The sequence below is a fragment of the Paraflavitalea sp. genome (assembly GCF_059502485.1).
Genome location: NZ_JCACET010000011.1, coordinates 249,359 through 262,910 on the forward strand (window position 1 = coordinate 249,359; position 13,552 = coordinate 262,910).

The following is a 13,552-nucleotide window of genomic DNA, read 5'->3' on the forward strand; positions in this document are numbered from 1 at the left end:
AAATCATTTAACTCGCGTTAATTTTGCGAATATTTGCTTCGTTAGACAAATCCCAATACCACCATTTATTTGGGTTGTCTTTCTCCATCAAAAACCTTCTTTTATAAGCTATTCTGAATAAATTCAATAGTAATACAAGCACTTTCGAAAGCTCATTTTCAGGCAACTTCACAAGTCTTTCCAAATTATGAGTTGCAACACCTTTTCGTAATAAAACACAAGGTGTATAAGTAGGCTCTAATCTACTTTCCAAAATAGCAGGTTCGATATCGCTATCCTTTGGCTTCGATTGAAGGATAAGAAAAAGAATATCATTCAGGAAATCTTTTTGGGATGTAATTACAAAATCTTTAAAAATCAGCAACAAGTGCTCTATGCCAATTAGCTCTTGCCCATATTTATTGATTAATATTTCGTACTCTATCTTCATTATTTAACGTGACTTAATGATGTATGTATTTTCTACTTGTACTCGAAGATTTGTTCTAAAGTAAGGATGTTAACCCAATCGTATCGCTAATTCTTGCCAATAGTTGCCATTCGCAAAGTTGTCTATCTCCTTGATTCTCCATAGCTGCAGCCTGCTTAAGCCATTCTTTATTAGTATTTTATAACAGGATACACCATAGATTTACCATATATACACCATAAACATACCATAGATACACCACATTATAAAAATATGGTACATCTATGGTTGTTTAATATTACAAGATCGTTTAAATAATGTTAAGTCATTTTATTTAACCCAATAATGGTATCGTTGTTCTATAGGTGAAGTATGGAGCGGATACCTGTAAAATCTACTATTATGGCTAAAGTTGTTGGCGGCATCGCCGCAGGTATCAGGGGGCCTATTGAGGATTTTTCCGTTTACACCATGAAGGGTGTAGATAGGCCTATTATTCGCAAAAAAGGTGGTCACACCAAGCAGAAGGTAAAAAAGATGCCCAAAGTTCAACGTGTGATCGCTGAATTTGGCGGCAGAAGCACTGCCAGTAAGCATCTACGAAACTCCTTGTCCTCCCTGGAATGGCTGGCTGGCCGCAACCTTGCCGGCGCCTTCAATTCATTGATGGTGGCGGTACAGGAAAACGACAAGGTAAGCGAATGGGGTAAGCGGGGAGTCGCTCTTTCCACCTGCCCACATATACTGCGTGGGTTTTCGCTCAATCGAACGACTCTTTTCGACAGCGTGATACGTCACCCGTTGCAATGGACCATACAACGGGACACCTGTTCGGCAACAGTTCATTTTCCGGAATTGCTTCCCGGTTTACACCTCATGAGTGAAGAGAACTATCCCTACTTTAGGCTGGATATTTCATTAGGTGTTGTGCCCGATCTGTCGTGGAATAAAATTGGCTATAGGCCTGTTGAGATGAAACATGTGTATGGAGGTAAATTGGTAAGCAGTGACTGGTTTCCCCTGCTGGAAGGATCGCCGGCAATAGACCTGAATATTTCTCTCATGTCGGTCCCTCCTGGTCAACAGTGGTCACTGGTATTAGGTGTAGGCATTGCTTATGGCGTATTGGTGGGAGCCAACCATATCAAACAAACGAAAGATGCCGGTAGCGCCAAAATATTGGAAGTAGTATGAAAATCTATTAAATTCACCCAAAAACAGCTACGTTTGCGCCCTTAACCAACCGTATATGAAGAAAATAGTAATGCTCGCCCTATGTTATTTGATTGTTTCTACCGGTTTTAGTCAGACTAACCCTTTCGTAGGCAAATGGAAGATCGTAGTGGTAGACATGGGTTTCTACCATGATTTCAGGAACGATTCTACAGCGATCGGCAAAGAAATGAGAGCTTCTTTCAAAGATGATAAAGACAGCGCCATGGCGGTGAGCTTTATGAACATGATGATCGAAGGCTTTAAGGATTATTACTTCGTGTTTAAAGCCGACGGCACGTACGATGAAATGAAAGGCGATAAGGTAAAGCAGAAAGGCACCTACACAGTTGATGCTGCACAGAAACTGCTCACACAGATCTCCAAAAATGCCGTCCGGGAAAACAAAATGAATATGAATTATACCTTCTCCGGTAAAACGGTGACCCTTGTTCCTATCGACGAAGCAAGGAAGATCATGACTATAATGGAAAAGCAGGATTAATGAAGATTCCTCACAGGCTGGGCTTGCCAGTATACTGAGTGATCCTTTCAAGATAAGGCCCTGCGTCATCTATACGCCACTTGTTAGTGGGCGTATAGATGACAGTGCCATTGTTGTCAGTATTTTTCACCTCTATTTTGAGTGAATCGCCGGCTGCCGTTTTAAACACCAATTGGGTTTCCCATATCCGCGTTGGGTGATTGGGGAAATACACTTCCACTTTTTTGAACAAGTGCAGCAACGAGTCGATCTGTTTTTTATCCGTAATGATATAGTTTTTGCCAACAAGGTTCACTTTCCAGCCCGGTGCGGACGGCCGCAATACGATCTCACGCACTTCTTTGTTGCCTAATGATGAAATAGCATTCCACTTTCCCCATATCCTTCCGGGCAACACCATTTCTGTTAAAAGGATGCCTATCAGCAAGAAGAAGAGCACCACGTTCAGTGTCCTGTTCTTTCTTTTCCTGACGATCGAATAGGTGATCAATAATAAAATAAACAGTATCCAAAGAGCAAGGGTATAACTCATGGGCAATAGTTGTATTTCGTCAAGCCACTGCACCGGTATGTGTAGTAGTGCTGCCGGTATAGCGCCTTTTTAGGTAAGTTTAAGTATAATTATTTATTTATGCAACTGCTCATACCACTATTGATCTTATTGTTGCAGAGTATACCCCGTGCTGCCACCAAAGAAGTATTCGTCGGCGCCACGCCCTGTGGCCAGCTCATAAGGCCGCTGCTGAAGGTTGGCCCGGCGACAGACTGCGCCTTCGTCAACTGGGAGCTTACGTTGCAGCGCGACCCCGCAACGCAACAGCCTGCTACCTACAAACTGGTCGCCTCGACTTGTCACGTGCTGCCGGACAATAACGCCTCAAGCCCCGACACACAAAGCGAATCCACCGGCCAGTGGCGCATCGTAAAAGGCACGGGCGATTATGCCCATACCATGATCTATGAATTGATGCCCGTCAAGGCCGGCCCTATCTTGCGCTTTGTAAAGCTGGGCAACAGCCTCCTCCATCTGCTGGATGAACAAGGCCGCTATATGCGCGGTAATCCCCTGCAGAGCTATACACTTAACCGTACCACCAAATAACAGCCCATGAAACAGCTATTACTGCTATCTGTTTTTGCCATAGCCATGCTGGTTGCTGATGCGCAGCCCCAGGTATTGAAAGATACCCTGCCGCCCGGTTCGGTAGAGTTGGCTTACTATGAAGGCAGAATGCCCTGCCGGGAGATCATGCAGGCGTTGAATGTACCCTACAGGGCGGAATGCCTCAAGCGCAAAACGGCCTTGCTGTTGTATGTGGATGCAACTACGCGCAAGCCTACTTTCTACAAGTTGCAGGGCATGGACATACGCAGTGGCAAAGGGAAATGGATTATCGAGAAAGGTATACCCGCCGATCCTCAGGCAACTGTATACAGGTTGGAGATGGGTAAAGTGAGTTTGCTATTGCTGAAGGGCGGCGACCAGGTATTGTTTGTATTGGATAAAGACAAAAACTTCCTCGTTGGCAATGATAAGTTCAGCTACACCATGAACAGGGTGATGGACAAACGATCCTGGGACAACTGGCGCAGCCTGCTACAACGCGGATTGCCGTTCTGAAATGAAAGGGGCCTGGCCGGAAGACCATAATAGATCAATTTTTTGAAAAAAAAGGCTTTGAACAGGTTTACATGTCCTGGTATATTGTAAATTGATGAACTATTTAACCAAAAACTTGCAAGATGATTGAAGCCTTAGCAGTGTCCGCAATGGCTGCCCTTGCCCCCTATCTCGGAAAAGCAGCAGAAGGATTTGCCGGAAAATTCGGAGAGAAATTCGCCGATAAGGTCGGGTCGCTTTACAAGGCAGTCAAAAAAGCCTTTACCGGAGATGCCTATGCCGAGCAGACGCTGGCCCGTGCTGAGGCTGACCCCTCACCCAACAATCAGTCCACCCTTAAAACAATACTCACAGAAAAGCTGCAAAAAGACCCGGAGCTGCAAAAGTTGCTTGAACAGCTGTTGAACGAGGCCCGCGCTGTTGACTCTAACAACGTCATCGCCATAGGAGAACGCAGCGTTGCGATAGGAGGCGATAACTCGGGCGTTATCATCACAGGTGGCGATACACATGCCCCCAATAAATAACGGGCCAATGCCACAGCAGCAGGAGCCATCAAAGGTAGAAAGCGCAGGACACCGGAGTGTAGCTATAGGAGGCTACAACAGTGGCATGGTCATTACCGGCGATGTTAATATATTTCAGTTCTTCCATCGATCTTCCGGCACAATAGGTCAGTACATCCGTACCAGGGAGTTTGAAACCCTGGTCGCTGCACGGACAAAGGATTTTATAGGCCGTTCATTTATTTTTGATGCCATCGATCAGGCATTAAACAATACGCAGCATTTCCCTTCCGGTTATATTGTAGTAAATGGAGAGCCTGGCATTGGCAAAACATCTTTGCTGGCCAGGCTGGTTAAGCAAAACAACTTCATCCATCATTTCAACATTGCTACGCAAAATATACGTACAGCCAAAGACTTTCTGGGCAATGTCTGCGCGCAGATAATAACAGCTTACGGGCTGGAGTACTCCACGCTGCCGGATAATGCAACACGGGATAGCGGTTTTCTGTCGAGCCTTTTGTTACAGGCTGTTGCTAAAAGCAACGGAAAACCGGTAGTGATTGTGATCGACGCCCTCGACGAAGCAGAAGATGATGGATTGCCACCTGATGTGAACCGTCTTTTCCTGCCGTCTGTACTTCCGGAAGGCGTTTTCTTCCTCGTATCCACACGTCCGCAATACGATTACAGACTCGATGTTGATAACAAAAAAGAAATCCCTATTGAGTCCGGTGGTCTGCAAAACCGGGAAGATATTCAGCAGTACATAGAAAACTTCGTGGAGCAAAATGCAGACAGCATGTTGCCTGCTATTACCCACTGGGATTTGACAAAAGAGCAGTTTGTGCAAACCCTGATGGACAAGAGCGAAGGCAATTTTATGTACCTCGTGTATGTGTTGCAGGACATAGCAAAAGGATTCATCAACCCGCACAACATAGATCATGTCAGCCGGTTGCCGCAGGGATTGAAAGGTTACTATCAGCGCCACTGGCGATCGATGCAGCACAATGAGCCCGACCGGTTCAGGAATTATTATGAACCGGTTGTATGTATGCTGGCCACTGCACGTGAGCCGGTATCCATCATACAGATCGTGGAGTGGACAAGAAGACAATGGCCACAGCTGTCTGCAGGTGAGATTGAAAAGGTAATAAGATCCTGGCGGGAATTTCTCACTGAAGATGAAAGCCTGGAGCCCCCAACCTACAGGATCTATCATTACAGTTTCCAGAACTTCCTGCGCAAAGAGGTCGACCTCACTTTGTATGATGCGATCATAGCCTCCAATGCCCTGGATAAAATCCCTGGCTTTTAGCCAAAAGCCCCTGACCATGGTCAACACACTGTTTGCAGGACTTACAACGTACGAACTAAAGCACCTGACTTTTCACCTCGAACAAAGCGGGCAACCGTTAAAAATGAGCAGGCTGCTCAACCTCGAGACTGCCGGCCGGCTGAATGCCTGGTTTGAATTAAAGGATCAGGAAGATAATATCGATGAATACCTGACCGACATAAACCGTTACTGGCAGTTGAATGAAAAGGCATTACTGGCTGCCGGTTCCGATGCTGCAGATGACCCTGTTTGCGGTTTCATTTATTGCCTGCTTGCCAACAGTTCAGTGTTGAATGTGGTGAGCAATGTCCCTCCCAACCTGCTTGCACAACTGGTAAAAAAAGAACTTTGGTCTGCCCGGAAAGCCATTAAATACGCCTTGCAGGTCCGTGACCCTAAAGAAAGAAGATCAGCTATTATTGCCCTGATGCCTTTGCTCGATACGCACCAGCTTGAGGCGATTTATGATAATATAAATACCCGCGAATCCGGGACATTCAGACTGGAATTATTGGTGATGATCTTTCCCAACCTGCCAGGACATTTACAAAATGCCATTATCGATGAATGCTTTGCTATACATGATGACAGTGAACGGTCGCGGGCGGTTGAAGTTTTATGTGATCATATTCCGGAGAACCTGACAGATCGTTTCTGGGAACAGCTGAAGCAACTACCAGATCATTTTTATTATACGAAAGAGGTATTGCTCAGGAAACTCATACCGAAAATAACGACAACGAAGCAGACAGAAGAAGCGCTTCTTCGTATTGGTGATATTATGGACGAAGTGTTGTTTTCCGAACTTGTACAGCTGATTGCTCCCAAATTAACAGCAGACAAGGTTCGGGAATACATGGTACGTTATGACATATTCTTACGTGATAAAAAACTGTCTCAAAAAGTAAGGGTCGGCTTTTTGAAGCAACTGGCTTCCCTGGGCGCCTTTGATGAAGCATTGAAAATGGCGGCAAAGCTGACAGAAGATGATATACGGTATGAGGCTTTGTCGTATATCCTCATCCGGCTGGCCCAAAAAGGAAAGCTGAGCATTTGTTTAAGAAAAATTACCGGTATCAGGAACCAGAAGGTGCTGGCTGATACATTGGTCGCTATTATCCCTTACCTGAAGAATACACAAACAGAACGGGCATTGAATATTGCCACACTAATAAGAAGCGAATATTACACAACAAAAGTATTGCTGATCCTGGCAACAAGGCTCAGCCCGGGAAGAGCACGCACCATTGTAAAGAACGTCCGCAAATCAATGCAGGACATCAGGTATATCCCTCATGACACTGCTGCTCCTTTTACTTTATACACTGATCATGCTGCCAATGTTATTGCATTGGGTGAAATTGTGCCACGTATTGCTGCGCTTGGTTACCGGTCTGTAGCCATGCAAATACTTGATGACATTATTGCCAACCGGGCCAGGCATTGCGACCATAAAGAAACAGAACATGTTTACATCTTTATAGGAAACATTATCTGTGAAGTCAGTGGCCTGCTGCCCCGTTCATTTGCAGGCAGGTTGCTGCAACTGTCGGGCAAATTAATGGGTGTCAAAGCCCAGGGAGTTGCCTTGACGGGTCTGGCGCCGTTCCTCTCAAATGCGCTGCTGGAAGAAACCTGGAAAAATGCAAAAGATATTGAGATAGTGGAAGCACTCATTCCCTATGTTTCGGATGAACTCAAATATTATTTCATTGATAAGATATTGCCCGGATACTACGACGATTACCGCCCGACACTTATTAACTGCATTGCACCTCATTTATCCGTTTCACTTGCCGGAGAAGCCCTGAAAGCGACCCGACTGATGCTTGACTACTATGCAGTCGCCCGGAATCTGGCTGGTCTGGCCTGTATTGCGCCGGCAACCCTGCAACGGGATACCTTTCACTTTGCACTCGGCCTGATCGATAATATGCAGAAACTGGCTGATGGTGCAAAACAAACGTTGCTTGATAAAATTGGCGGCTACCTGAGCCTTGAAATGATTACAAAGGCGATAGAGAAAGTCAAACGCTTTCATTTCAATAGTTTACGGGAATCTGCTATGGTAACGCTTTTGTCTTTCATGGCGCAAAAAAAATGGGTGAACGAGGCATTGGTAATAATAGATGAATTGAATGATGAAGAGATCAGGTATGATTTCCTGTGCAAATCCATTGCTCACTTTCCTGTTGAAATGCAAATTGCCGTGCTTGAAGAGGTCTCGGACTACACTGACAGCAAAAAAGAAGAATTGGTGCAGGGCTTTTCAGGCATAGATAAAACTGTTTTTCCGGCACTCCTTACCTGCATGGCTTCCATACACAACCATGAATTGAAGGGTGCAGCTATTTTGTCTGTTGCACCACATAGTAGAGGTGAATTGGCAGTTGAAATGATGCAATTGGCACAAACCATTGCCCCGCCTTTTATGCGTATCCGGGCACAGGCAGCAATAGCAGCTACCAACCCGCACCTCACAACTCCCTCTTGGGTAAATGAATCTTTAGCGATCATTGAACATCCGGCTCAAAGCAGGCATTTTGAAACGGAAACGGACCCTGAAACAGAATCCGACAGAACCAAAGCGATTATAGCGTTGGGAGCATTGCTGACACAGGAGCAGCTTTCTTCGCTACTGATGAAAGTTTTACCAGCTGTGAGATCTCAATACCTGAGAGATATAGTGTCCGGATTAGCCCGATTTATGTCACCGCCTGTACTTGCAAAAGCAACGAACATAGTGAATAGTATGGACTCATATGACCGTGATGCAGCTTCGTGCGATCTTTTGGCACAGTATGCAAATCTGGGTTACTATGAACAGGTGTATTCCGGCTTGTATCGGATTTCCAGTCAATGGCTGATAGTAAAATTCATAATGCAATTGAACAGGCAAGCCGTTCTCAACATGTTGCCGGAAATCCTGCAATGGGTCAGCTGGTTAAGTGACAGAGATGAAAAACATAAATCCGGCGCATTGTGTTTTATCATTCCCCACCTGAACGATCCGGCGCTGATCAAACAGGTAATACCTGTACTACGAAAGATCGACAACAAATTTAACAGGGAGAAACCACTGGAAATGTTGTGTGAACAGATACCTGATGTTGGCAGAGAAGAGTTGATGGCCATCTGGCGTGAGTTATTCCCCTGGCCCAATAAGGCCGGCAGGGCAGATCTTTTATTTGACCTTGCTGCAACCAGACAATTGCAAGCCAGGCTTCTCAGGGAGTATTCTATTGAAAAAGTTATTCACTACGTGCAGGTTACTGCTGCATGGTGGAGGTAACCAAACCAATTGTTGCTGCTATGGAACACAACCGGTATAACAGACTTTCCGCGTACGAGTTATTGCATTTGCCTGCCCACCTGGCGGCCTGTGCAAGAACTGCCGATCTGATAAAAATCATTACAGACAGTGATTTCCTGGAATACAAAACGGAAAGTGGTTACCTGGCCGAGCTTTTGAATGACTTGTTGTTGACTACCAACCATATTTCACCCACCCACGCCTGGCATCAACCGTTATCCCTTATTCATGAAGCCCTCGTCAGGGATTTTTCTTTCATAAAAGAGCATCCATCAACCTTATTTCAATGCCTGTGGAATCTTTGCTGGTGGCATGATGCACCTGTAGAGACAGAACATTATGAAGAAAGGGAAGAAAGAGCACAGATTGATCAGCTATCCGGGAAATCAGATAATCCTGCTTTGTACCGGTGGATGGAAAAATGGCGCATTGCAAAAGAAAATAAAGGTCCTTTCGCATGGATGCGTTCACTTCGCCCTCCACCTGAACCGTTGGGGATATCCAATTCCGTTGAAATACGGACAGAGGGCTATTTGCTTTTCAACGCGCTGGTGTCGCCCTGCGGCAAGTTCATCGTTTCCTCATCAGCCAAAGGATATGATGATGCAGAGTTGCCGGAAATAGTATTGAGAGATACACAAACCTATTCCGGAATTAACAGGATTGAGAAAGAAGTAACAGATATCAGGTATTCAAAAGATGGCGTGTATTTGGCCGGAGGTGATTCAGAAGGCAATATATGGCTGTGGAATGCCAGAACCTTTCAGCTAAAAAAAGAATACAACTTTAAACCCCACGGCATTAAAACAATAAGCTGGTTATCACAATCTGTTATAATCGCCGGTTGTTATGACGGTACGACGCTGCTTGTGGATATGGATTCCGGCATTGTGTTGCAAAAGCTGGCAGGACACACAAAGCCGGTGAACTTTGCAGGTTGTACGCCGGATGGGACCACTTTTGTAACCGCATCCTCCGATCACACGATAAGGCTATGGGATGCCAGGACCGGTACGGTTAAAATGGTGATTGATACCGGAGAGCCGATAAGAGGAACAGCCATTTCTCCGGATGGAAAAGTTATTGCCTGTGCCTGTACAGTCGAAAGTGAAGTGATGTATGACGTAAAAGAAAGATCAGACATAAGATTGTGGGATATTGAAAGCGGGGAACTTCTTCGTACGTTCGACGATTGCGGATCATGGGCAAATTGTGTTGCTTTTTCACTGGATGGTAAATTACTGGTTTCGGGACATGGAGCGATGGCAATTTCATCAGCATCCCCAATTTGTTTATGGCAGGTATCAACAGGTCAATTGCTGTACCGCTTTGAAGGACATTTTCACGGAGTCACTGCTGTTGATTTTTTTCCCAACGGAAAGCGGGTGCTGTCTTCGTCGTTCGATAAAACATTGCGTGTATGGGACCTTGAAAAGATCGGTCAGCCACACACCAGATTGCACAACCATTATGATGATGTTTTTGGCCTTACTTTTTCCTCTGACGGAAAATACATTATATCATCGGCCTGGGATGACAGGCGCATTTTGCTGTGGGATGCCGGTTCCGGTTTTATGTTGCGCGCTTTCGAAGGACACAACAGCCTGATCAGGTGCTTCCGGTTTTCGGATGATAACAGGTATATGATCTCCGGGTCGGGGTCCAAATACAGAGGTGTTGATTGTGCTGCCCGTTTGTGGGAAGTGGCTACCGGCAGGCAATTGGCGGTGTTGGAAGCAACCCCGGAAGGCAATGAATACCATGGGCATGTTAATCCCGTTAAATTAGCCGGCTTTACCCGGGATGGCCAATATCTTGTGACAGGACACGCCAATATGCTTGCGTTTAATCCGACAGTAGATTTGTTGCGCATCTGGGACCGCCGTACAGGAAGGCAGGTTGATTGCTATTCCGGATCGCAGGAAGATGCTTCCCGATTAATTAAAAGACGGATAGATGATCTACAGGAGATGATCCTGAAGCGGGAGTTGATAGAAACTGAAGGAGGAACAGTGCATCCGCTGTGCGGAAAACTATCGAATATTAAAGGTATTGCAAACTGGGCAGGAGGTAATTCAGTGGCGCTGCAGGCAGATAATGAAAATATTACTGTTCACGCCTGGCAGGGAATAATTGCAAGGCTGCCGCATAGACTCGATCTGTTTTACGCAAGTTCTCCTGCCCAACCCGTTTGGGCTTTCGGAAAGGGAACACACCTGTTTATATATCAGCTGGAAGGAATGACCTCATGAACCCGGTGTAGATGCTACAAAGAATCCCTGTCTACAACTGCTTGATCACATGCTTATAGCTTTTCCCCAATGGCAGCTCCTTGCCATTTTTCAACCTGATCATGTTGCCTTCTATGTAGTGTACAAACTTTTTGTTGAGTATGTAAGATTTGTGGATGCGTATAAAAGACTCGGGAGGCAGCTGTTCTTCAAAGCTGCTTAAGGTGCGCGGCGTCAACAGGTATTTTTGAGCGTCCCATATCTTTACGTAATTGCCGACGCTTTCGAGGTAGTAGACCTCATCCAGTGCCAGCTGTACCTGCTTTTTATCCACCTTGATGTAGATGCTGGCGGGTTCGCTGGCTACGGCAGGTTGCACGGGAGTGGTAGCCGTTTCTGACGCCTGCTTCTTCAACGTGTACAAAGCCAGTGCCCGGTTGGCGGCTTTTAGGAAACGGTCGAACCGGAAAGGCTTCAACAGGTAATCGCACACTTCGAGGTCGAAGCTTTCGAGCGCATGTTCTTCAAAGGCGGAAGTAATGATGACCAATGGCCGCTTTTGCAGGGTGCGCAGAAAATCCAGCCCGCTGAGCTTGGGCATACGGATATCGAGGAAGATGAGATCTACGGCCTGCGTGCTTAAAAAAGAAAGCGCTTCCGTGGCCAGGTAGCACTGCCCCACCGGTTCCAGGAAAGGAACATCCTCCATATATTTCAGGATCACCTGGTGAGCGAGCGGCTCATCATCCACGATTAAGCAACGTATTTTCATGTCAGGTCCAGTTCCAGTTCAGCTTTAAATGTATGATTTTCTACCGCTGTTGTCAACAAGTGTTTACCGGGATAGAGCAAAGCCAGCCGCCGCTGCAGGTTGGTGAGCCCGATACCGGCCACCGTACTCCTCTCTTCGAAAGAATTAACGCAGGTAAGATGCAGGCGGCTTGCACTGGTATGTAAACGGATATGCAGGAAGGCTTCGCTTTCGGCAGGCTCGATGCCATGTTTGAATGCATTTTCTACCAGCACGATCAACAGCAATGGCGCTATGCGTGGCGTATCGGGCGCTATCTCCTGCGTGAATTGTATGTCTGGCTTGCGCTTCAGCCTGATCTGTTGCAGCCACATAAAATCTTCCAGGTACTTTACTTCTTCCTGCACCGTCACGGTGGGTTCCTTGGTTTTGTACAGCACATAGCGTGTCAGTTCAGATAATTGCAATATGCTTTCAGAGGTTTGCTTGGATTGTGTGAGGCTCAGCGCATATAGGTTATTCAGTGTATTGAAGAAGAAGTGCGGGTTCAGTTGTTGCTTCAGCAGGTCCAGCTCGGCCTGCGCTTTTTCTTTCTCCAGCGCCATGATGCGGCCGTTTTGTCTGCTCCATTGCAGAGCCAACACGATCGGAAGGCTCAGCAGGAGAATGATGATAGCGCCGCCTGCATTCTCCAATGCAAAGGGATTGGCCGCAAAAATATTCCCCAGTCTTTTATTCACGGGCAGCAACAGCAACAGTTGTGCAAGTACCGGATAAGTAATACTCACCACGGCAAGTCCCGCCAGCACATACACGATCAGCCCCTTGGGTTTCAGCACATGAGGCACCAGTACCCGGTTGTTGATATAGTAGAAAAAATACCCACACAGGTACATGAACAGGAATTGCACAGTAAAGGCGAGGAATAAGCCAAAGTGGGCAAACAGTTTCCGCACATTAAACTCAAAACCTACCAGCAGCCCTTCGGGCCTTTCATATTTCGGATTACCGATGCTGGATACAGCCATCACCGAGAGTATCGCAGCAATGAGCAGCAGGCTGATGAGCAGCGCCCGGTCCAGGCTCAGCCATTTCATCCATTGCCATTGCTGCATTCTTGTGCGTAGCCACGCAGCTACCGTCAACAATAGTTCAAGCGACAGCGTGCACAGCAGACTGATAGGCGCCAGTCGCTGCCAAAGAGAGTTCACTTTGAACAACGTGGTGCAGACAAAGAACATTCCCCAAAGGTACAGCCCAAAGCAGGCCAACCAATACAACCAGTATCGGTTAGCTGGCAGTGTTTCTTTCATCCGTGGTTTATACCAGGAGAAAAGCAGAATAGGCAACTGCACCAACACCAATACACCCAATGCGCCACAGTAATGCAGCCAGGTATACACCTGTTTATCCAGCAACTCGAAAATGGCCACCCAGCACAGGATGCCCATGTGCAGGAGCGTTTCATAATGCCTGCTACCAAGCGTTGCTATTGTATGGTACCACCGGTTCATGCTTTCTCTATCAAATGATAAAAGAACAGCACCCGTTCTGGCTGCACAAATTTTAATGATGAACGTACCATTTTTCATGATGTAAGTAAAGCGTTCCTGAAAACGGGCTATACGTGTCGTTGATCACTACTTCCCGCTCCTTGCTCAT

12 protein-coding genes are annotated in these 13,552 nt (G+C 46.3%); 8 read left to right on the top strand and 4 right to left on the bottom strand.

Annotated features, from left to right (window positions below; translation table 11 throughout):
- Positions 1 to 7 precede the first annotated feature (7 nt).
- A complete protein-coding gene (locus AC5JBY_RS28850) occupies positions 8 to 430 on the bottom strand; it encodes a DUF5958 family protein (protein WP_495908158.1) in 423 nt (140 codons plus the stop codon).
- 381 nt (positions 431 to 811) lie between these two features.
- Here AC5JBY_RS28850 and AC5JBY_RS28855 point away from each other — a divergent pair, with 381 nt between their 5' ends.
- Both AC5JBY_RS28855 and AC5JBY_RS28860 read left to right on the top strand, forming a co-directional pair.
- Positions 812 to 1,603: a hypothetical protein gene (locus AC5JBY_RS28855; RefSeq protein ID WP_495908159.1), complete on the top strand. Its 792-nt coding sequence runs from the start codon at positions 812 to 814 to the stop codon at positions 1,601 to 1,603.
- A 55-nt stretch (positions 1,604 to 1,658) separates the two neighbouring features.
- On the top strand, positions 1,659 to 2,126 hold the full coding sequence (locus AC5JBY_RS28860; RefSeq protein ID WP_495908160.1) for a hypothetical protein: 468 nt from the start codon (positions 1,659 to 1,661) through the stop codon (positions 2,124 to 2,126).
- Positions 2,127 to 2,136: 10 nt separating this feature from the next.
- Here AC5JBY_RS28860 and AC5JBY_RS28865 read toward each other — a convergent pair whose 3' ends face one another.
- Entirely contained in the window at positions 2,137 to 2,658 is a 522-nt protein-coding gene (locus AC5JBY_RS28865; RefSeq protein WP_495908161.1) for a hypothetical protein, read from the bottom strand.
- A 99-nt stretch (positions 2,659 to 2,757) separates the two neighbouring features.
- Here AC5JBY_RS28865 and AC5JBY_RS28870 point away from each other — a divergent pair, with 99 nt between their 5' ends.
- From AC5JBY_RS28870 to AC5JBY_RS28895, 6 genes are all read left to right on the top strand, one after another.
- Positions 2,758 to 3,228 (top strand): hypothetical protein, encoded by a 471-nt coding sequence (locus AC5JBY_RS28870; RefSeq protein WP_495908162.1) that lies wholly within the window; start codon positions 2,758 to 2,760, stop codon positions 3,226 to 3,228.
- 6 nt (positions 3,229 to 3,234) lie between these two features.
- Positions 3,235 to 3,747 carry a type 2 periplasmic-binding domain-containing protein gene (locus tag AC5JBY_RS28875; protein ID WP_495908163.1) on the top strand — a complete coding sequence of 171 codons (513 nt, stop codon included), beginning with the start codon at positions 3,235 to 3,237 and terminating at the stop codon, positions 3,745 to 3,747.
- A 122-nt stretch (positions 3,748 to 3,869) separates the two neighbouring features.
- Entirely contained in the window at positions 3,870 to 4,274 is a 405-nt protein-coding gene (locus tag AC5JBY_RS28880; RefSeq protein WP_495908164.1) for a hypothetical protein, read from the top strand.
- Positions 4,275 to 4,281: 7 nt separating this feature from the next.
- Positions 4,282 to 5,574, top strand: a complete 1,293-nt coding sequence (locus tag AC5JBY_RS28885) for an ATP-binding protein (protein WP_495908165.1) — start codon at positions 4,282 to 4,284, stop codon at positions 5,572 to 5,574.
- Between the two features lie 16 nt (positions 5,575 to 5,590).
- Entirely contained in the window at positions 5,591 to 8,887 is a 3,297-nt protein-coding gene (locus AC5JBY_RS28890; RefSeq protein ID WP_495908166.1) for a hypothetical protein, read from the top strand.
- Positions 8,888 to 8,907: 20 nt separating this feature from the next.
- The gene (locus tag AC5JBY_RS28895) at positions 8,908 to 11,160 is read left to right on the top strand and encodes a WD40 repeat domain-containing protein (protein ID WP_495908167.1); all 2,253 of its coding nucleotides are present in this window, start codon (positions 8,908 to 8,910) and stop codon (positions 11,158 to 11,160) included.
- A gap of 31 nt (positions 11,161 to 11,191) precedes the next feature.
- Here AC5JBY_RS28895 and AC5JBY_RS28900 read toward each other — a convergent pair whose 3' ends face one another.
- Complete coding sequence (locus AC5JBY_RS28900; RefSeq protein WP_495908168.1) at positions 11,192 to 11,911, bottom strand: LytR/AlgR family response regulator transcription factor; 720 nt, start codon at positions 11,909 to 11,911, stop codon at positions 11,192 to 11,194.
- The gene (locus AC5JBY_RS28905) at positions 11,908 to 13,482 is read right to left on the bottom strand and encodes a sensor histidine kinase (RefSeq protein WP_495908169.1); all 1,575 of its coding nucleotides are present in this window, start codon (positions 13,480 to 13,482) and stop codon (positions 11,908 to 11,910) included. The genes AC5JBY_RS28900 and AC5JBY_RS28905 overlap by 4 nt, the downstream gene beginning before the upstream one ends.
- Positions 13,483 to 13,552: the final 70 nt, after the last annotated feature.

Excerpts from the sequence above, each read along its gene's own strand:
- AC5JBY_RS28865 (WP_495908161.1), bottom strand. The coding sequence starts at position 2,658 with ATGAGTTATACCCTTGCTCTTTGGATACTGTTTATTTTATTATTGATC.
- AC5JBY_RS28895 (WP_495908167.1), top strand. The coding sequence starts at position 8,908 with ATGGAACACAACCGGTATAACAGACTTTCCGCGTACGAGTTATTGCAT.
- AC5JBY_RS28890 (WP_495908166.1), top strand. The coding sequence starts at position 5,591 with ATGGTCAACACACTGTTTGCAGGACTTACAACGTACGAACTAAAGCAC.
- AC5JBY_RS28900 (WP_495908168.1), bottom strand. The coding sequence starts at position 11,911 with ATGAAAATACGTTGCTTAATCGTGGATGATGAGCCGCTCGCTCACCAG.
- AC5JBY_RS28860 (WP_495908160.1), top strand. The coding sequence starts at position 1,659 with ATGAAGAAAATAGTAATGCTCGCCCTATGTTATTTGATTGTTTCTACC.
- AC5JBY_RS28880 (WP_495908164.1), top strand. The coding sequence starts at position 3,870 with ATGATTGAAGCCTTAGCAGTGTCCGCAATGGCTGCCCTTGCCCCCTAT.
- AC5JBY_RS28855 (WP_495908159.1), top strand. The coding sequence starts at position 812 with ATGGCTAAAGTTGTTGGCGGCATCGCCGCAGGTATCAGGGGGCCTATT.
- AC5JBY_RS28905 (WP_495908169.1), bottom strand. The coding sequence starts at position 13,482 with ATGAAAAATGGTACGTTCATCATTAAAATTTGTGCAGCCAGAACGGGT.
- AC5JBY_RS28870 (WP_495908162.1), top strand. The coding sequence starts at position 2,758 with ATGCAACTGCTCATACCACTATTGATCTTATTGTTGCAGAGTATACCC.
- AC5JBY_RS28885 (WP_495908165.1), top strand. The coding sequence starts at position 4,282 with ATGCCACAGCAGCAGGAGCCATCAAAGGTAGAAAGCGCAGGACACCGG.
- AC5JBY_RS28875 (WP_495908163.1), top strand. The coding sequence starts at position 3,235 with ATGAAACAGCTATTACTGCTATCTGTTTTTGCCATAGCCATGCTGGTT.
- AC5JBY_RS28850 (WP_495908158.1), bottom strand. The coding sequence starts at position 430 with ATGAAGATAGAGTACGAAATATTAATCAATAAATATGGGCAAGAGCTA.